This window comes from Acidovorax sp. 59, assembly GCF_002754175.1.
Lineage (GTDB): Bacteria > Pseudomonadota > Gammaproteobacteria > Burkholderiales > Burkholderiaceae_C > Acidovorax > Acidovorax delafieldii.
The window spans coordinates 3,190,346-3,208,664 of the sequence record NZ_PEET01000001.1 but is presented as its reverse complement, the minus strand read 5'-3'; the positions used below and the strand labels follow the sequence as shown (position 1 = coordinate 3,208,664).

20 protein-coding genes are annotated in these 18,319 nt (G+C 67.1%); 12 read left to right on the top strand and 8 right to left on the bottom strand.

Annotated features, from left to right (window positions below; all coding sequences use genetic code 11):
- Position 1 precedes the first annotated feature (1 nt).
- Both CLU87_RS14550 and CLU87_RS14545 read right to left on the bottom strand, forming a co-directional pair.
- Positions 2-1,126, bottom strand: a complete 1,125-nt coding sequence (locus tag CLU87_RS14550; protein ID WP_099730908.1) for a saccharopine dehydrogenase NADP-binding domain-containing protein — start codon at positions 1,124-1,126, stop codon at positions 2-4.
- A gap of 5 nt (positions 1,127-1,131) precedes the next feature.
- Positions 1,132-2,838: an EAL domain-containing protein gene (locus CLU87_RS14545; RefSeq protein ID WP_099730907.1), complete on the bottom strand. Its 1,707-nt coding sequence runs from the start codon at positions 2,836-2,838 to the stop codon at positions 1,132-1,134.
- Positions 2,839-3,018: 180 nt separating this feature from the next.
- Between CLU87_RS14545 and CLU87_RS14540 the strand changes: the two genes are divergently transcribed.
- The 4 genes from CLU87_RS14540 to arsB are packed head-to-tail and all read left to right on the top strand — an operon-like array spanning position 3,019 to position 5,458.
- Positions 3,019-3,345: a helix-turn-helix transcriptional regulator gene (locus tag CLU87_RS14540; protein WP_099730906.1), complete on the top strand. Its 327-nt coding sequence runs from the start codon at positions 3,019-3,021 to the stop codon at positions 3,343-3,345.
- 32 nt (positions 3,346-3,377) lie between these two features.
- Complete coding sequence (locus CLU87_RS14535) at positions 3,378-3,881, top strand: ArsI/CadI family heavy metal resistance metalloenzyme (RefSeq protein ID WP_099730905.1); 504 nt, start codon at positions 3,378-3,380, stop codon at positions 3,879-3,881.
- Between the two features lie 9 nt (positions 3,882-3,890).
- A complete protein-coding gene (locus CLU87_RS14530) occupies positions 3,891-4,397 on the top strand; it encodes an arsenate reductase ArsC (protein WP_099730904.1) in 507 nt (168 codons plus the stop codon).
- Positions 4,394-5,458 (top strand): ACR3 family arsenite efflux transporter, encoded by a 1,065-nt coding sequence (gene arsB / locus CLU87_RS14525; RefSeq protein WP_099730903.1) that lies wholly within the window; start codon positions 4,394-4,396, stop codon positions 5,456-5,458. The genes CLU87_RS14530 and arsB overlap by 4 nt, the downstream gene beginning before the upstream one ends.
- Before the next feature lie 118 nt (positions 5,459-5,576).
- Here the strand turns inward: arsB and CLU87_RS14520 are convergent, their stop codons facing one another.
- The 3 genes from CLU87_RS14520 to CLU87_RS14510 are packed head-to-tail and all read right to left on the bottom strand — an operon-like array spanning position 5,577 to position 6,925.
- Positions 5,577-5,807 carry a DUF2798 domain-containing protein gene (locus CLU87_RS14520; protein WP_099730902.1) on the bottom strand — a complete coding sequence of 77 codons (231 nt, stop codon included), beginning with the start codon at positions 5,805-5,807 and terminating at the stop codon, positions 5,577-5,579.
- Positions 5,804-6,412 (bottom strand): flavodoxin family protein, encoded by a 609-nt coding sequence (locus tag CLU87_RS14515; RefSeq protein ID WP_099730901.1) that lies wholly within the window; start codon positions 6,410-6,412, stop codon positions 5,804-5,806. Before CLU87_RS14515 ends, CLU87_RS14520 begins: the two co-directional genes overlap by 4 nt.
- Before the next feature lie 48 nt (positions 6,413-6,460).
- The gene (locus CLU87_RS14510) at positions 6,461-6,925 is read right to left on the bottom strand and encodes a DUF2938 domain-containing protein (RefSeq protein ID WP_099732188.1); all 465 of its coding nucleotides are present in this window, start codon (positions 6,923-6,925) and stop codon (positions 6,461-6,463) included.
- A 116-nt stretch (positions 6,926-7,041) separates the two neighbouring features.
- On the opposite strand from CLU87_RS14510, the gene CLU87_RS14505 reads away from it, so the two are divergent.
- Positions 7,042-7,488, top strand: coding sequence for a helix-turn-helix domain-containing protein (locus tag CLU87_RS14505; RefSeq protein WP_099730900.1), 447 nt, complete (start codon positions 7,042-7,044; stop codon positions 7,486-7,488).
- Positions 7,489-7,638: 150 nt separating this feature from the next.
- On the opposite strand, the gene CLU87_RS14500 is transcribed toward CLU87_RS14505, so the two are convergent.
- Positions 7,639-8,787, bottom strand: a complete 1,149-nt coding sequence (locus CLU87_RS14500; protein WP_099732187.1) for a helix-turn-helix domain-containing protein — start codon at positions 8,785-8,787, stop codon at positions 7,639-7,641.
- A 387-nt stretch (positions 8,788-9,174) separates the two neighbouring features.
- Between CLU87_RS14500 and CLU87_RS14495 the strand changes: the two genes are divergently transcribed.
- The 7 genes from CLU87_RS14495 (at position 9,175) to CLU87_RS14465 (ending at position 17,063) form a co-directional block, all read left to right on the top strand.
- Positions 9,175-9,645: a (2Fe-2S)-binding protein gene (locus CLU87_RS14495; RefSeq protein ID WP_056748178.1), complete on the top strand. Its 471-nt coding sequence runs from the start codon at positions 9,175-9,177 to the stop codon at positions 9,643-9,645.
- 46 nt (positions 9,646-9,691) lie between these two features.
- Entirely contained in the window at positions 9,692-12,079 is a 2,388-nt protein-coding gene (locus tag CLU87_RS14490) for a xanthine dehydrogenase family protein molybdopterin-binding subunit (protein ID WP_056066937.1), read from the top strand.
- Positions 12,080-12,090: 11 nt separating this feature from the next.
- On the top strand, positions 12,091-12,882 hold the full coding sequence (locus CLU87_RS14485) for a xanthine dehydrogenase family protein subunit M (RefSeq protein WP_099730899.1): 792 nt from the start codon (positions 12,091-12,093) through the stop codon (positions 12,880-12,882).
- Between the two features lie 109 nt (positions 12,883-12,991).
- Positions 12,992-14,008 (top strand): MoxR family ATPase, encoded by a 1,017-nt coding sequence (locus tag CLU87_RS14480; RefSeq protein WP_099730898.1) that lies wholly within the window; start codon positions 12,992-12,994, stop codon positions 14,006-14,008.
- A gap of 10 nt (positions 14,009-14,018) precedes the next feature.
- Entirely contained in the window at positions 14,019-15,233 is a 1,215-nt protein-coding gene (locus CLU87_RS14475) for a VWA domain-containing protein (RefSeq protein WP_099730897.1), read from the top strand.
- 94 nt (positions 15,234-15,327) lie between these two features.
- Positions 15,328-15,960, top strand: a complete 633-nt coding sequence (locus CLU87_RS14470; protein ID WP_099730896.1) for a CoxG family protein — start codon at positions 15,328-15,330, stop codon at positions 15,958-15,960.
- A 29-nt stretch (positions 15,961-15,989) separates the two neighbouring features.
- Positions 15,990-17,063: an XdhC family protein gene (locus tag CLU87_RS14465; protein WP_099730895.1), complete on the top strand. Its 1,074-nt coding sequence runs from the start codon at positions 15,990-15,992 to the stop codon at positions 17,061-17,063.
- A 13-nt stretch (positions 17,064-17,076) separates the two neighbouring features.
- Here CLU87_RS14465 and CLU87_RS14460 read toward each other — a convergent pair whose 3' ends face one another.
- Together CLU87_RS14460 and CLU87_RS14455 are read right to left on the bottom strand one after the other, a co-directional pair.
- Positions 17,077-17,586: a low molecular weight protein-tyrosine-phosphatase gene (locus tag CLU87_RS14460; protein WP_099730894.1), complete on the bottom strand. Its 510-nt coding sequence runs from the start codon at positions 17,584-17,586 to the stop codon at positions 17,077-17,079.
- A gap of 18 nt (positions 17,587-17,604) precedes the next feature.
- Positions 17,605-18,294, bottom strand: coding sequence for a glutathione S-transferase family protein (locus tag CLU87_RS14455; RefSeq protein WP_199170833.1), 690 nt, complete (start codon positions 18,292-18,294; stop codon positions 17,605-17,607).
- Positions 18,295-18,319 lie beyond the last annotated feature (25 nt).

The window sequence follows — 18,319 nt, the reverse complement described above, 5'->3', positions numbered from 1 at the left end:
CTCATTCCTCCACCACATCCGTCACCATGCCCCACTTCTCAAACTCGGGGGCAAAGGCCTCCAGGGGCAGCAGACTGGTGCTGGTGTGTGCGCCTGCGGGCAAGGGTTGACCAACAGCCAGCTGGCGGGCCAGCAGAATGGCGGCCATGCAGGGGATCTCTGGGCCATGGTCGTGGTCTGCCGCAATGTGCCATGCGCGGCGCCGGGGCTGGCCTTGCGCATCCGCACCCGCCACACACACCACCATGCCGCCCAGCGGCGTGCCCAGAAAGTCCAGCGCACCGCCCGCATGGTGCATCAGCCAGGCCAGCTTTTCGGGGTGGGGCAGCACGCCCCAACGGCGCAACGTTGCCAGGGTGGCGAAGGCTCTTTGCGCCAGGCCGACCTCCAGGGCCGCGCGAAAGGTGACACGGTCGCGGGCCTGGTAATGGGCGGGAAAGATCTCCAGATCAGGGATGTCGCAGACCGCCCCGAGGCGAGGGCGCAGCCGCTGGAACTGGACGGGGCTGGGCCGAGCCCAGCCGCTGTGCGGCTGCCACCGGCCACCGTCCCACACGTCGATGGGAAGGCCGCAGTAGCTCAGCACGGCCGCCAGCGTGGCCTGGCCCCGGGGCGCCCGTTGCGCAGGGGCAATGCAGATGTCGATGCTGTGGATGTGTTGCCACCCCGCGCACAGGTGGTCGATGACGGCCGAGGACAGCGCGGGCACCGTGCTGGCGCCAGCGATGGCCGTGCGCCCGGCGGCAGTGAATGCAGCCTGCATCGCGGCCGGAAAGTCGCACACAAACCGGCGACCGTCGGCCAGGTCGATGTAGTGCGCCCCCGCCTCGGCTGCCGCCTGGGCCACGTTGTAGGCCTGTGCCTGAAAAGGGCCTGCCGTGTGGATCACCAGACCCACGCCCCACTCGCGCAATGTGGCGGCCAGGCCTGGCGCCTGGTGGTCCAGCGCCACGCCCTGTGCACCGTGGCCCAGCGTGGCGGCCAGGGCGCTCGCTTGCGAGGCATCCCGGCCCGCCACCAGCAGGGCCATGTGGTGGCGTGTGGCCTCATCGCCCACCAGGGCGCGACAGATGCGCGCCCCAAAATTGCCGTAGCCGCCCAGGACCAGGGTTTTCAGTGCAGCCATGGGGGTCATGCCCCCGGGGCCCAGGGCGTGCTGGGTTGCGTGGGCACAAAAGAGGTATCGCTGTCCCGGCCACTGCCCGGCGCGTGCAGCAGTGCTTGCAATGCGGCACGCTGCGACTGCAGTTGCGTTCGGTGCCAATTGGGTACGTCAGGCGCTGCAATGGGGCGGCTGAACAGGTAGCCCTGGATGTGGTGCAGCCCGGCGGCGGCGAGGGCCCGCAGCTCTTCGGGCGTCTCCACGCCTTCAACCACCACCGACAGGCCAAGGTCCCGCGCCAGGGAGCTGATGTGCCGCAGCAGCTTCTGGCGGCGGCGGTCCTGCGGCAGCTGGCGTACGAACAGGCGGTCGCATTTGATGCCCGCAATCGGCAGCTCGGCCAGCATGCCCAGCGATGAATACCCGGCGCCAAAGTCGTCCATCAAAACGGCCACACCCAGGGCGCTCAGCGCGCTGATGGCCGCCACCATCTGGGGGCCCAGCGCAATCACGGCATGCTCGGTCATTTCGAGCTTCAGGGTGCGCGGGGGCAGGGCGCGCTGGGCCAACTGCAGGCCCAGCCACGGCGCGAAGCTTTCGTGCATCAGCGTGACTGGCGCCACATTGACGCTGATGGACACTGCGTCCATCCCCTGCGCTCGCCAGTGGCACAGATGGTCGAGTGCGTTGCACACAATCATGCGATCCACCTCCGCCGTCTTGCCCTGCAGCTCGCACACCAGCAAGAAGGTTTCGGGGTTGATGCGGCCCAGGGTGGTATCGGTCAGGCGCAGCAGCGCCTCCAGCTGTACCCCGCTGCGCTGGGTGTGGATGATGGGCTGGAAATGCAGGGCCAGGTTGTCGGGATGCAGCAGGCGGTCCAGGTGGTCGGCAATCAGCGACTGCTGAATATCGCTGTGGGCGTTGTGGGCCAATGCCGAGGTGCGCATCATCGACAACCCCCGCCGCAGCAACTGCTGGCGTCCCGCGTCCGAGCGCAGGTTGCTCAGATGCTCCATGGCCACCGCCATCGCAAACACCAGCATCACGAAGAGCAGCGCGGCGCCATCGGACGCACCCTCAGGGTCGCCCAGGTGCATGGCAAAGGTGTTGACCAACAGCCAGTGCAGCACCAGGATCGCGCCGCCGCACAGCAGCTTGTCCGCCCAGTTCTGGGCCCGGTAGCGGGGGGTGAGCACACTGAGCTTGGCGGCGCGGTGGCGGATGGCGCAGTAGCAAGAAATGCCGGTGGCGATGCCCAGCGACAGCACAGTGGCTGGCAGGTTGATCTGCCCGAAACTCTGCACGTGGCTGCTGGTGATAGTGAAGTGCCCTGCCAGCGTGCCCATCGCCAGCCACAAGCTGGCCAGCGCAATGCGGCGCTTACTGGCGCCGGTGCTGAGGGTGGGGATGGTGAGCCGCGCACTCACCACCATGATGACCAGGCCGCTGAGCGCGGGCACCAGCTCCAGCACATGGTGCGACAGCTCGTTGTACAGGAACAGGCCCACCACATCCAGCGCCCACACGATGGAGCCAATGCACAGGGCTGCGTGCGATGCACTGATGCGGCGGCTGGACGGGTCCACGGAATACGCGGTGTGCTCCACCAACTGCTGGCACACGTGCACGACGAGTGCCGCAAACACCCAGAACAGCAGGCTCTGCAGCAGTGGCGGAAACCCCACCACAAACACCTGCATGGCGCCCTGCCAGATTGAAACCAAATCGTCCACGTGCTCCCGCCCTTTTTTGTATGCGGGTCATCATACGACCGTGGGGCGGGGCCAACGCGTAACAGCCTGTGGCGGGTGCGTGCTCCCGGGCGATTGGCTGCCATCCGGGAAGGGCGTGGGTTTCCAGTGATTTTTTAGATGTCATTTACAATAATTCAACAATCGTTGTATTATCGATTCATGCAAGAAACCGATGTTGTCCGTGCCCTCGCAGCCCTGGCCCAGGAGGTCCGCCTGCGGGTCTTTCGTGCGCTGGTGGTGGCGGGCCCTGCGGGGCTGACCCCCGGTGATCTGGCCGCCCAGCTGGAGGTGGCGCCCAACACCTTGTCCTTTCACCTCAAGGAGCTGTCGCACGCAGGGCTCATCAGCCAGGAGCGGCAGGGCCGCAACCTCATCTACCGCGCCGCGTTCGACACCATGAACGCGCTGCTGGCCTACCTCACCGAAAACTGCTGCGAAGGCCAGGCCTGTACCCCTGGCGGCGCGGCTGCTTCCTGCCATTGCTGACCGTTCCTCACCGTTGCCCCAAGGAGAACCCCATGAAACGCTTCCACGCCCATGTGCATGTCGATGATCTGGCCCAAAGCATCGCCTTCTATTCCAAGCTGTTTGCTGCCGCCCCCGCGCGGGTGGAGGCGGACTATGCCAAATGGATGCTGGAGGACCCGCGCGTCAATTTCGCCATCTCCACGCGCGGCGCCAAGCCAGGTCTGGACCACTTTGGCATGCAGACCGACGACGCTCAGGAGCTGGCCGAACTGAAGGCGCGCGCCGAGGCCGCCGACATGGCCTTGCTCGACGAGGGCAACACCACCTGCTGCTACGCCCGCAGCGAAAAGCACTGGGTGACCGACCCGCAGGGCATTGCCTGGGAGCACTTTCACACCCTGGGCGACATCCCCGTCTTCAACGAAGCCACACCGTCTTCATCTGCGGGCGCCTGCTGCGCGCCAGCGGCGGTGGCAGCCCCTGCACCTGCGGCCCCTCGGGCGGCGTGCTGCGGCCCGACCACGGCCACAACCGCCAAAACCAGCTGCTGCTGAGAGCGCCGCATGACCGCTTTGAACGTTCTTTTTCTTTGCACCCACAACTCGGCCCGCAGCATCCTGGCCGAGGCCTTGCTCAACGACATGGCACCGGGCCGGTTCCACGCGTACTCGGCGGGCAGCAGCCCGCGCGACAACCAGCAACCCAACCCGCTGGGCCTGGAGGTGCTGCGTGCCGCGGGCATCTCGACCGAAGGCCTGCGCAGCAAAAGCTGGGACGAGTTTGCCGCCCAGGGAGCACCCGTGATGGACCTCATCATCACCGTCTGCGACAACGCGGCCGGCGAAGTCTGCCCCATCTGGCCCGGCCACCCCGCCACTGCGCACTGGGGCTACGCCGACCCGTCCGCAGGGGGAGGCACGGACGATGAAAAGCGCGAGGCTTTCCGCAAGACCTTGCACGCCATCCACCAGCGGCTGGAGCTGCTCATCAACCTGCCTGCTGACAAGCTCGAAAAGACCCTGCTGCAGCACACCGCGCGCGAGCTGTCGCGTGCCGCCGCCACGCCATGACGGTGCAGTGCAACCCGGCCGGAGCCGCCTTCCCGGCCCCCATGAGCGTGTTCGAGCGCTACCTCTCCGTGTGGGTGCTGTTGTGCATCGTGGTGGGCATTGCGCTCGGGCAATTCTTCCCCTCAGTGTTTCAGGCGGTGGGCCGCATGGAGATCGCCAAGGTCAACCTGCCCGTGGGCCTGCTGATCTGGGTGATGGTCATCCCCATGCTGGTGAAGGTGGACTTCGGTGCGCTGGGCGAAGTGCGCAAGCACGCCCGGGGCATTGGCGTGACGCTGGTGGTGAACTGGCTGGTCAAGCCGTTTTCGATGGCGTTGCTGGGCTGGCTGTTCATTCGCCACTGGTTTGCGCCCTATCTGCCTGCGGACCAGCTGGACAGCTACATTGCTGGCCTCATCCTGCTGGCGGCTGCGCCTTGCACGGCCATGGTGTTCGTGTGGAGCCGCCTCACGGGCGGCGACCCGCTGTTCACGCTGTCGCAGGTGGCGCTGAACGACAGCATCATGGTGGTTGCGTTTGCGCCGCTGGTGGCGTTCTTGCTGGGCATCTCGGCCATCACTGTGCCGTGGGACACCTTGCTGACCTCGGTGTTGCTCTACATCGTGATCCCGGTGGTGCTGGCCCAGTGGCTGCGCCGGTCGCTGCTGGCCAAGGGGCAGGCGGTGTTCGATGCCTTCATGGCGCGCATGGGGCCCTGGTCCATCGCCGCATTGCTGGCCACGCTGGTGCTGCTGTTTGCGTTCCAGGGCCAAGCCATCCTGCAGCAGCCACTGGTGATTGCGCTGCTGGCCGTGCCCATCCTGATCCAGGTGTTTTTCAACGCGGGGCTGGCCTACTGGCTCAACCGCGCGGTGGGGGAGAAGCACAGCGTGGCCTGCCCATCGGCACTGATCGGCGCCTCCAACTTTTTCGAGCTGGCGGTGGCCGCCGCCATCAGCCTGTTCGGCTTTCACTCCGGTGCCGCGCTGGCCACCGTGGTGGGCGTGCTGATCGAGGTGCCGGTGATGCTGCTGGTGGTGCACATCGTCAACCGCAGCAAGGGCTGGTACGAGCGGGCGTGAGCGACTGACAAAACTCCCCTGGCGTCGTTGTCTCACCTTGTCGTACTGCTTGTACTGCCTGCGGCGAAACGCCTAGCCAGAGCCGCTTCGCTGAGTTTTGTCAGCCGCTCGCAGGTGCTCAGCCCTTGGCGGTGGTGAGCAACGCCACCGCCTTGCGGGCCAGCGGCGCTGCCAGCATCACCGCCGGGAAGGCGAACAGCCACCCGGTCAGCCACGCGCCCGCCCAGAGGCTCACAAAGTCCTGCTGCGGCTGCAGCGCGCGAAAGGTGGAGATGCCCGACACCAGCAGCGACATCGCACCCGACAAGATCAGGCTGAACAGCACCGGGCCGTAGCGCGCGGGGATCATGCCGCCACCTCTTCGCCAGTCTGGCGTGCGTCTGCACCGCCCGCACCGCCCAGGCGCTGCAGTGTCTCTGCGAAATGCTGGCCGAACATGCGGGCGGTCTTGGTGTCGCCGGGGACAAACGCATCGGCGGCCGCCCCGTGGCCCGCCTGCGCCATCAGGCCCGACCAGGAGCCGAGGCGGTTGGCCGCCTCGTCGTACGGCACCCCGGCGTGTTGCTCGGGCAGGATGGGGTTGCCCACCCACACCATGCCGTGCTGCATGGCAAACACCCACATCGACATCAGCGTGGACTGCTTGTCGCCCGCCGGCAGCGACGACACGGTAAAGCCCGCCGCCAGCCTGTTCTTGAGCTGCTGCGTTTTCCACAGGCGGCCCGTGGCATCCATGAAGGTCTTGAACGGCCCGGACACCCCGCCCAGGTAGGTGGGCGAACCCAGGATGACGCCGTCGTAGCGCAGCAGGCGGTCGGGTGCCTGCGCCAGGTCTTCGGCCCGGACCAGTTCAGCGAGGACGCCCGGCACGGCGCGCGCGCCGTCCAGCACGTGGTGGGCAATGTGTGCGGTGTGGCCGTGGGCGCTGTGATAAACGATGGCAATGTGTTGCATGGTGTGGGTTCCTTGGGAGTGATTTCGGGGGAGAAGGCGCGGGGCAGGTCAGCGTGAAATCAGTGCGATGACCAGCGCGGAGAGATACAGACCCAGGCCAAACACGGTGTGGTTGGCGAGGCTGCGCAGGCAGTTCTTGAGAGGGGTGGGCGTGCGCGATGCCGCAAAGCCCGAGCCCATGGCGGGCTGCATCACCAGCAGCGGTGCCACCACGGTGCCCATGCCCACGGCCAGCGCGGGCCACAGGGTGGGGCTGTGGACCCAGGCAGCGCCCTGCAGGGACAGCAGCACCCCGGCAAAGGCCACGCCCACGGCGTAGTGCGTGAGCCAGCCCCAGGCCAGTTCGCCCCGGACCGGGGCCGCCTTGGCGATTGCGGCGTGGGCGATCTGGCCGCGCACCAGGTGGCCTACCCAGCGGCCGATGAAAGCGAAGTTGAGCGTGGGCACCCCCAGCCTTTTGAGCAGCAACAGCCAGGCATCCATGACGGCGGTGGCGCCGATGCCCAGAAGCATGGCGAGGGGAATGTCTTGCAGTGAGAGAGTCATCAAAACACCTCGGAAAGTTGACGGGAGAAGGTTTTGAACGGAATATAGAAGTTCAAGTCAACTTGAGGTCAAGAGGTTTTTTCATGGACATTGCTGAAGTGGCCAAACGCTCCGGTCTGCGGGCGTCCACGCTGCGGTATTACGAAGAGAAGGGCTTGATCCAGTCGGTGGGGCAACCCGGCGAGCGCCGCCGGTTTGCGCCCGGCGTGATGGACCAGCTGGCGCTGATTGCGCTGGGGCAATCGGCCGGGTTCTCGCTGGACGACATCCGGTCGATGTTTTTGCCTAGCGGCGAGCCGAACATCGACCGGCAGCTGCTATCAGCCAAGGCCGACGAACTCGACACCATGGTCAAGCGCCTCAAGGCCATGAGCAACGGCCTGCGGCACGCAGCCGCCTGCCCGGCCGAGAGCCATGCCCAGTGCCCGTCCTTCCAGCGGCTGCTGAAAGCCGCCGCTGACGGAGCGTTGGAGCGTCAGCAGCGGCGCAGCGCGCAGTCGGTGGTGGGGCTGCACCGGCCGCGTGCCTGAGCTGCCCGAGGCGCCTCAGTTGATTGGGTGATTGAGTTGCTACCTATTTGATAGCTAATCAGGAATATTGCACTAGCGCTATCGGCTCAGAAGGCTTGAAGTGAAGTCACCGGACGCCTACACGGCGGTGTGGGCGGCGGCGCGGGCCCGTCACCCGCCTTTGGGGGCGCCCAGCTTGCGGTACACCGTGGCGCGGCTGATGCCCAGCGCGCGCGCTGCCTCGGCCACGTTGCCGCGCGCTTCCTGCACCGCGCGGCGGATCATGGCCACTTCGGCCTCGCGCAGCGGGGCGGGCGCGGATGCAATGCCTGGCACCGCCGCCGTGTGGGTGTCGCCCACGGTGCGGGCGTGTGCGGGCAGCTGCGCCAGCGCGTGCAGCCGCAGGCCCGACCACAGCGGCAAATCCAGCGGCTCCCTACGCTTTTGGCGGGCCGCGTCGAACAGCATGGTCCAGGGCATGGCCAGCAGGTCGCTGCAGTGGGTGCGGGCACCGGGCAGGCCGGGGGCGCGCAGGGGCTGCGGCACCAGCTGGCGGGCCATGCTGTTGGCACCCACCACGCAGCCATCGGCGTCCAGCGTCAGCAGGCCGTCGCCTTCGCCGCCCAGCGGGCAGCCTGGCCAGTTCACACGCAGCAGCAGGGCATGGGGCAGTTGCAGCAGCAGTGCGTCTTCCATGGCGCGGGCCGACCGGGCCACCAGGTGGCGCAGCTCGGGCCGTTCGGGCACATCCACACCCGTCAGGTCCAGCATGCCCATGCAGCGGCCCTGGGGGTCGAACAGCGGCGCTCCGGCGCAGCTGTAGCTGGCGTTGTCGTCAAAAAAATGCTCGCCCCGGTGCAGCCACACAGGCTGCAGCTCTTCCAGCGCGGCGCCGATGGCGGTGGTGCCCACGGCTGCTTCCGATAAATCAATGCCCACGCGGCCAATGGCGCTGGCGCGCGGGTCGCTCCGGTCGCAATGGCCTTGCACATCGACCACGATGCCGCGTGCGTCGGTCAGCATGGCGAAGTAGCGCATGCCCGCAATGGCCCGGGTCAACTGCTCCAGCACCGGCCGGGCCGCGCGCAGCAGGTGGTGGTGCTGCTCCTGGCTGTGGCGCAGCGCCGTCGCGCTGACGGCGTCAAACGCCACGCGCCGTGTGGGCTCCAGGCCCCGCGCCAGGCAGCGTTGCCAGGACCGTGCAATCCACGGCTCCACCTCGGCGCGCACGGGCGCTGCACCGTCGGACAGCAGGCTCTGGCGCGCCTGCGCAATCAGCGCGTGGCGGTCAGCAGCGGGGTGGGGCGCGGAGATCAGCATGGTGAACAGGCTCCTGGAGGTCCGCATGATGCGGTAGTCCACTGAATCCGGGAAATCGGGGGTGCGTGAGGGTCTGGCAAGGCCGCAATCTAGGCGCCGGGCGCAGCCGTGTTGTACACCCGGCGAGCACGGCAACAACGAGTGCGGCCTTGCCAGACCCTCACCCTGGCGCACCCCCGATTTCCCGGATTCAGTGGACTAGTGTGCATTGCAGCATGTTTCATTTTGAGAATATCCAGCCAGGGGCCCCGGAAATCTAGGGTTGTCCCTAGGGATGGGGCGTGGGGCGCGGCAGAAGATGCGCGAGCGATGAGCGTGATCCTGATCCCCTCCGCGAGATCGTGAGCGCGCTCCTATCCAGCCAAAACCACTCCAGGAGACAGCCAGATGCAAGTCCAGTTCACGGTCAACGGGCGCGCTGCCAGTGTTGACGTCCCCCCCAATACCCTGCTTGTCCATGCGCTGCGAGAGCACCTGCTGCTCACTGGCACCCACGTGGGTTGCGACACCAGCCAGTGCGGGGCGTGTACGGTGCACGTGAATGGCCGGGCCGTCAAATCCTGCGCGATGCTGGCGGTCCAGGCCCAGGGGGCCGAGGTGACCACCATTGAAGGCATGGCCACCCCTGACGGCACCATGCACCCCATGCAGGCTGCGTTCAAGGAGTGCCATGGCCTGCAGTGCGGCTTTTGCACACCCGGCATGGTGATGAGTGCGGTGGACCTGTGCAAGAACCACCCCAACGCCAGCGAAGGCGAGATCCGCGAACTGCTCGAAGGCAATATCTGCCGCTGCACCGGCTACCAGAACATCGTGCGCGCGGTGCAGGTCGGCCAGAAGGCCATGGCCGGCGCCTGAGCGCGCCCGCCGTCCCCACGCCAGAACAATCCAAGGAGACAAGACCATGGGTGCATCCGACTTTTCCAAGCTGCCGCACATCGGCGAATCGCTCAAGCGCAAGGAAGACTACCGCTTCCTGACCGGCGCGGGCCAGTACACCGACGACGTGGTGCTGGCCGCGCAGAGCCATGCGGTGTTCGTGCGCTCACCGCACGCCCACGCCAAGATCAACAGCATCAACGTGACTGCCGCCAAGGCCGCGCCCGGCGTGCTGGGCGTGTTCACCGGTGCCGACGTGGCCGCCGACAACATCAACGGCCTGCCCTGCGGCTGGCTCATCACCAGCACTGACGGCCAGCCCATGAAGGAGCCGCCACACCCCATCCTGGCGCAGGGCAAGGTGCGCTATGTGGGCGACCACGTGGCCATGGTGGTGGCGCTGACCCAGCAGCAGGCACGCGATGCGGCCGAGCTGGTGGAGGTGGACTACGACGTGCTGCCCGCCGTGGTGAATGTGGCCGACGCCGCATCGGGCGCCGTGGCCGGTGCGGCGCTGCACGACATCGCGCCTGACAACCACTGCTTCAAGTGGGCCATCGGCGACAAGGGCGCCGTGGACGCCGCGTTTGCCAACGCAGCGCATGTCACCCAGCTCGATCTGATCAACAACCGCCTGATCCCCAACGCCATGGAGCCCCGTGCGGCCATCGGTAGCTACAACCGGGCGAGCGACGAATACACGCTGTACGTCAGCAACCAGAACCCGCACGTCGAGCGCTTGCTGATGACGGCCTTTGTGATGGGCCTGCCCGAGCACAAGGTGCGCGTGATTGCGCCCGATGTGGGTGGCGGCTTTGGCTCCAAGATCTATCTGTACGCCGAAGACGTGTGCCTGACCTGGGCGTCCAAAAAGCTCAACCGCAACATCAAGTGGGTGGCCGACCGCAGCGAGGCGTTCTTGAGCGACGCCCACGGTCGCGACCACGTGAGCCACGCCGAGATGGCGTTGGACAAGGACGGCAAGTTCCTGGCGCTGCGTGTGCACACCCACGCCAACCTGGGCGCCTACCTCAGCACCTTTGCCAGCGCGGTGCCCACCATCCTGTACGCCACGCTGCTGGCGGGGCAGTACAGCACGCCGCAGGTGTATGTGGAGGTGGACTCGTGGTTCACCAACACCGCACCGGTGGACGCCTACCGGGGCGCAGGCCGCCCTGAGGCCACCTACCTGCTGGAGCGCCTGGTCACCCGCTGCGCGTGGGAGATGGGACTGCCGCAGGACGAGATCCGCCGCCGCAACTTCATCAAGGCCTTTCCGTACCAGACGCCGGTGGCGCTGCAGTACGACACCGGCGACTTCCAGGCCTGCATGGATGGGGCGAACAAGCTGGCCGACGTGGCGGGCTTCGAGCAGCGCAAGGCCGCCAGCGCGGCCAAGGGGCTGCTGCGGGGCATTGGGTATTCGTCGTACATCGAGGCCTGCGGCATCGCGCCGTCCAACATCGCCGGCGCCCTGGGCGCACGCGCAGGGCTGTTCGAATGCGGCGAGGTGCGTGTGCACCCCACCGGCAGCGTGACGGTGTTCACCGGCTCGCACAGCCACGGTCAGGGGCATGAGACCACCTTTGCGCAGGTGGTGGCCGCGCGCCTGGGCATCCCGGTGGAGAACGTGGACATCGTGCACGGCGATACGGGCCGCGTGCCGTTCGGCATGGGCACGTATGGCTCACGCTCCATCAGCGTGGGCGGCGCGGCCATCATGAAGGCGCTGGACAAGATCGAGGCCAAGGCCAAAAAGATTGCTGCGCACCTGATGGAAGCGAGCGATGCCGACATCGACTTTGCGAATGGCGAATTCACGGTGCGTGGCACCGACAAGAAGATCCCGTTCGGCCAGGTGTCGCTGGCAGCCTATGTGCCGCACAACTACCCGCTGGACGTGCTGGAGCCGGGCCTGAACGAAACCGCGTTCTACGACCCGACCAACTTCACCTTCCCGGCAGGCACTTACATCTGCGAGGTCGAGGTGGACCCCGCCACCGGCCACACACGGGTGGACAAGTTCACGGCGGTGGACGACTTCGGCACCATCATCAACCCCATGATCGTGGAAGGGCAGGTGCATGGCGGACTGGTGCAGGGCATTGGCCAGGCGCTGCTGGAGAACTGCGTGTACGACCGCGAAACGGGCCAGCTGCTCACCGGCAGTTTCATGGACTACGCCATGCCGCGTGCCGATGACTTCCCCGAGTTCAAACTGGGCCATGTGTGCACCCCCTGCACGCATAACCCGCTGGGCACCAAGGGCTGCGGCGAGGCCGGTGCCATTGGCTCGCCACCGGCGGTGATCAACGCCGTGCTGGATGCGCTGCGACACCTGGGTGTGAAGGACTTCGACATGCCCGCGTCGCCGCACCGCGTCTGGGAAGCGATTCAACACGCCAAGGCATAAGGAGATCCACCATGTACGCATTCACTTTTGAAGCGCCTTCCTCCACCGCCGCTGCCGCGCAGCTCATCGCCCAGGGCGGCAAACTGCTCGCGGGCGGGCAAAGCCTGCTGCCGTCCATGCGGCTGCGCCTTGCCAACCCTGAAAAGATCGTGGACCTGAACAGCATTGCCGAACTGGCGGGCATCCGCCGCGAGGGCAACGCGCTGGTCATCGGCGCCATGACGCGCCATGCCGACGTCGCAGCCAGTGCGGATGTGAAATCCGCCATCCCTGCGCTGGCCGACCTGGCCGCCCACATTGGCGACCGCCAGGTGCGTGCACGCGGCACGCTGGGCGGCTCGGTGGCCAACAACGACCCTGCCGCCTGCTACCCCAGTGCGGTGCTGGGCCTGGGCGCCACGGTCATCACCAACCGCCGCGAGATCCAGGCCGACGATTTCTTTGTGGGCATGTACACCACGGCGCTGGATGAGGGCGAGATCATCACCGCCATCCGCTTCCCGATCCCGAAACGCGCTGCGTACATGAAGTTCAAGCAGGCGGCTTCGCGCTTCTCGCTGGTGGGGGTGTTTGTGGCGCAGACCGACAGCGGCGTGCGTGTTGCGGTGACCGGTGCGGCCAGCAGCGTGTTCCGCCATGCGGGGCTGGAGGCGGCGCTCAACCAGAGCTTCACCCCGCAGTCGGCTGCCAGCGTGAAGATCGACGCGAGCGATCTGAACGCTGACATCCACGCCAGTGCCGCCTACCGCGCCAACCTCATCAGCGTGCAAACGCAGCGCGCTGTGCAGCAGATGCTGGGATGACGCGAAGGCAAACCCGCCACCGTGGTACGGCACCCGGTGGCGGGTTTTTGATTGAAATTGGCTGCAAGCGCTAGAGGAATATGCGCTGGCGGCTATGAATTGGATAGCAATGAACTCGTTGAACGCCGCGCCGGTTCCGGCTTCCATCGACGCCCTGGTGCAGGCCCTGCAGAGCGTGGGCTATTTTGCCGACCGTCGTCTGGCCACGGCGGTGTTTCTGGCGCTCAAGCTGCAGCGGCCTTTGCTGCTGGAGGGCGAGCCCGGCGTGGGCAAGACGGCGCTGGCCAAAGCCCTCTCGGAAGTGCTGTCGCGCAGCCTCATTCGCCTGCAGTGTTACGACGGCCTGGAGCAGCGCGAGGCGTTGTATGAGTGGAACTACGCGGCCCAGCTGCTGCACATGCGCGCAGCGGAAATGTTGACCCCCACGCTCCGCACTGACGTGTCGTCGCTGCCCCCCGAGGGGGCGCTCGCCGCCTTGGGGCGGCCCGGCGGCGGCTCGGTAGCGCCCATGGCCACTGCCGCGCGCGATATCGAAGCGGAGGTCTACCAAGACCGCTATCTCATCCGCCGCCCCTTGCTGCAGGCACTGCAGGCGCCAGCGCCCGGCGCAGTGCTGCTGATCGACGAGGTGGACCGCGCCGACGAACCGTTCGAGGCCTTCTTGCTGGAGTACCTGGGCGAGTACCAGGTCAGCATCCCCGAGATCGGCACGGTGCGCGCCACGGCCACACCGGTCACGCTCCTCACCAGCAACCGCACGCGCGATCTGCACGACGCCGTCAAGCGCCGCTGCCTGTACCACTGGCTGGACTATCCCGAGCGCGAGCGCGAGCTGGCCATCGTCCGCGCGCAGGTGCCCGGTGCCAGCGAGGCGCTGGCCGTGCAGGTGGCAGAGTTTGTGGGGCGGCTGCGCGGCCAGCCGTTTGCCAACGCCTTCCAGCGCGCACCAGGCATTGCCGAGAGCGTGGAATGGGCCAAGGCGCTGGTGGCGCTCGACACCATCGTGGTGGACCCCGAGGTGGTGTCCGATACCGCAGGCATCCTGTTCAAGCAGCGCGAGGATGTGGCGGCGCTCACCCGCGACATGGCGGTGCAGTTGCTGCAGCCCGCCGATGCCGATGCATGAGAACCGCCCGATGGCCGAGGGCGCGATGTTCTCCCAACTCGGCGATGCCCGCACCGGCAAGCTGGCCGACAACCTGAGCGGCTTTGGCCGCACGCTGCGCCGCGCTGGCGTGCGGGTGGATGCGGCCCGCATGGCGCTGGCCCAGCAGGCGGTGATGCTGGTGGGTCTGCAGCGCGAGGACTTCGGTGCTGCGCTGGAGGCCGTGCTGGTCAGCCGCGAGCAAGACCGCATGGTGTTCCGCGAGCTGTTCGATGCCTACTTTCGCAATCCCAACGTCGCACAAAAGCTGCTGGCGCAGATGCTGCCCAGCGCAGAATCCAAGGCCGAGCCCGTCAAACGCCGCCCGCGCGTGAGCGAGGCACTGGCGCCCGTGCGTGCCGCGCGCAACGCACCGCCCGCACGCGAAGAGGACAAGATCGAATTCGATGCCGCCATGACGGCCAGTGACCTGCAGCGCCTGCGGCAGGCGGACTTCAACCAGCTCTCGGCCAGCGAATACATCCTGGTGGAGCGCCTGGCACGCGACGTGCCTTTGCCTTTGCCGCGCTTTGCGGCCCGCCGCACCCGGCCGGGTGTGCGCGGCAGCCGCCCGCACTGGCCCGGCGCCATGCACCATGCGGCGCGCAGTGGGGGCGAGGTGCTGCACATCCCCTTACTGCAGCGCCGCCAGCAACCGCTGCCGCTGCTGGTGCTGGTGGACGTGTCGGGCTCGATGGAGCGCTACGCGCGTTTGTTGCTAGCCTTCTTGCACGCCGCCACCGCGCCGCGCCACACCGGTGCCACCGTGCGCCGGGACGTGTTTGCCTTTGGCACTGGCTTGACCGACCTCACGCCCGCCTTCCGCCTCGCCGACACCGACGCCATGCTGGAGACGTCCAGCCATGCCATCACCGACTTTGCGGGCGGCACCCGCATGGGCGACAGCCTGGGCCAATTGCGCCTGCAGCATGCGCGGCGCCTGGTGGGGCGGCGCACGCTGGTGCTGCTGATCAGCGATGGGCTGGACACGGGCGCCCCCGAGGTGCTGGAGCGCGAGCTGGCCTGGCTGCGTCGCCACTGTGGCCGCCTGCTGTGGCTCAACCCGTTGCTGCGCTACGAGGGGTATGCCCCCACGGCGCGCGGTGCGTCGGCCCTGCACCGCCAGGCCCACGGCATGGTGGCCGTGCACAACCTGAGCCACCTGAAGGACCTGGCCGCCAGCCTGGCAAGCGTGTTGCGGCAATGAGGGCGCGGCACCGCACCGCATCGAGCCCAGCCATGCAGCGGACCGATTGAATTCCCACAACATCCACACCCATTGAAGACCGAGAGGACCCACCATGGAAATGCAAGCCAGCCGAACCCTTGCCGTCAGCCAGCAACAGGCTTGGGAGGCGCTCAACGACCCTGAGGTGCTCAAGCTGTGCATTCCCGGCTGCGACAAGGTCGAGCCCACGGCCGAGAACCAGTATTCGGTGGCCATGGCGCTCAAGATCGGGCCCGTGTCGGCCAAGTTCGCCGGCAAGATCACGCTGTCCGACATCGTGCCGCCCGAGAGCTACAACATCGCCTTCGACGGCTCTGGCGGCGTGGCGGGCTTTGGCAAGGGCAATGCCCAGGTCAAGTTGGTGCCGTTGCCCGCCGATGCGGCGGGGCAGGCCAGCTGCGAGCTGCATTACACCGTGCATGCCTCGGTGGGCGGCAAGATCGCGCAGCTGGGCCAGCGCCTCATCGACGGCGCCGCCAAGAGCATGGCCGAAGACTTCTTCAAGCGGTTTGACGACGAGATGCAGCGCCGCTTTCCGCGTGCTGAAGCCCCCCCGGAAGATGCAGCAGCCAGTGCCGATGCCGTCACTCAGCCAGGCACCGTGGAAGGGGGGAGTACCACCCAGGGCGGCGGTATCCCTGCGTGGATGTGGGGTGTTGGCGTGGCGGCCCTCGTACTGCTGGCCTGGTGGTTCAATCGGGGCTGAGTGCTATGGGTACCGGAAGGAAGTGAGTCATGGAAAATTTGGACGTCGTCGTGCTGCGCACGCTGCAGGGCTGGCGTGCCGCAGGGCGCCGTGCGCTGCTGGCCACGGTGGTGCGCACCTGGGGCTCGTCGCCCCGGCCGGTGGGCTCGATCATGGCGCTGTGCGAAGACGGCGCGGTGGTGGGTTCGGTGTCGGGCGGGTGCATTGAGGACGACCTGATCGACCGCCACACCCGCGCCTATGCCCAGGCGGGCGCTGCGGTAGACGGTGCCGAGCACCGCATCCCCAGCGGGCCGCCATCGTTTGTCAAATACGGTATCAGCGCCGACGAGGCCCACCGCTTTGGCCTGCCCTGTGGCGGCACGCTGGAGCTGCTGCTGGAGTACGACCCTGATCCCGCGCGGCTGGCCGATTTGATTGCCCAGCTGGCCGCCGGGCGCCTGGTGCAGCGCACCGTGCGCCTGTCCGATGGCGCCGTGACCCTGGCGCACACGCAGGCACCCGAGGATCTGAAGGTGGATGCACAGCAGCTCACCAACACCTTCGGGCCTGAGTACCGCATGCTGCTGATCGGGGCGGGGCAGCTCACCGAGTACCTGGCCACCATGGCCTTGTTCAACGGCTTTGCCGTGACGGTGTGCGACCCGCGCGAGGAGTATCGGGGCAGCTGGAGCGTGCCGGGTGCCACGGTGGTGAGCGACATGCCCGACGATGTGGTGCTGGCCTTCAAGCCCGACCGCCGCACCTGCGTGGTGGCCCTCACGCACGACCCCAAGCTGGACGACCTGGCGCTGCTGGAGGCTTTGAGCACCGAGGCGTTCTACGTGGGCGGTATCGGCTCGCGCCGCAACAACGAGGCGCGGCGCGCCCGCATGATCGAGCACTTTGACCAGACCGAAGCCAGCCTGCAGCGCCTGCGCGGGCCCATTGGCATCTACATCGGCAGCAAGACACCGCCCGAGATTGCAGTGAGCGTGATGGCCGAGATCCTGGCCGTCAAGAACGGCGTGACCCTGCCGCGCGACATGGAAGTGGCCCAGGCCAAGAACGACCGCGAGCAGGCGCACAACGACCCCGGCGCTCTGGTGTGCGGAGTGCGGTAGCCACGCTGTCAGGTCAGTGCCGGGCTTTGGGTTCCTGCGCCTGCGCCTGCAGTTGCCGCTGCACGTGCCTGAGCAGCCCTTCGCAGGCGTCTTCCACCAGGTCCAGCACCTCCTCAAACCCCTGGCTGCCGCCGTAGTACGGGTCAGGCACCACCGGGCTGTCGAATTGCAGGCAGAACTCCGTCATGCGCCGCAACTTGTGTGCGTGTACCGGCGGGCACAGGTCCTGCGCCAGGGCCAGGTTGTCCCAGTCCATGGCCAGGATCAGGTCGTAGCGGGCAAAGTCCGCATCAATGAGTTGCCGGGCCCGCAGGTCTGACAGGTCATAACCGCGCTGCGCCGCGTGGCGCTGGGTGCGGGTGTCGGGAGGCTCGCCGGGGTGGTAGTTGTGCGTGCCTGCCGAGTCCACCACCACGCTGCGCGCCAGGCCGCTGTGGGTGATCTTGTGGCGGAACACACCGTGGGCTGTGGGGCTGCGGCAGATGTTGCCCATGCACACAAACAGGATGGCGTAGCGGGACATGGTGATGGTCGTGTGCGTTCAGGCCTCGATCACCACCGGGCCGCCCTTGGCGATGCCCCGTTGGTAGGCCGGGCGTGCGTGCATGCGCTCCAGGTAGGCCTGCAGGTGCGGGCAGCGGCTTGCGTCGTTGGCGCGTGACATCAGCGCCTCCACCGCAAAGCTCATCTGAAAGTCCGCCATGGTCAGGTGCTCCCCCGCAAACCAGCGGTGGGTGCCCAGGTGCTCTTCAATGAACGCCAGCGCCGTGTCCACGTTGGGGTCGATGAGCTTTTGCTGCACCGTGCCGCACAGGGCGCGCGCAATGGGCTTCACAAAGAACGGCATGGGCTGCGTGGGGATGGTCTTGAACACCAGCTTCATCACCAGCCAGTTCATCAGCGAGCCCTCGGCGTAGTGCATCCAGAAGCGGCACTGGCGGTGCTCGGCGGTGCGGGCTGCTGGCTGCAGGTGGGCCAGGTCGCCACGGGCCTGTTCGCCATAGGTGTCCACCAGGTATTCGATGATGGCGCCCGACTCGGCAATCACTTCCTCACCATCGGTGATGACTGGCGACTTGCCCAGGGGGTGAATGGCCTTGAGCGCAGGCGGGGCCAGCTTGGTGGCCTTGTCGCGTGGGTAGATCTTGAGCTCGTAGGGCACACCCAGCTCTTCCAGCAGCCAGAGAATGCGTTGCGAGCGCGAGGTTTCGAGGTGGTGCAGGGTGATCATGGTCGCCATCTTATTGAAGAGTGGG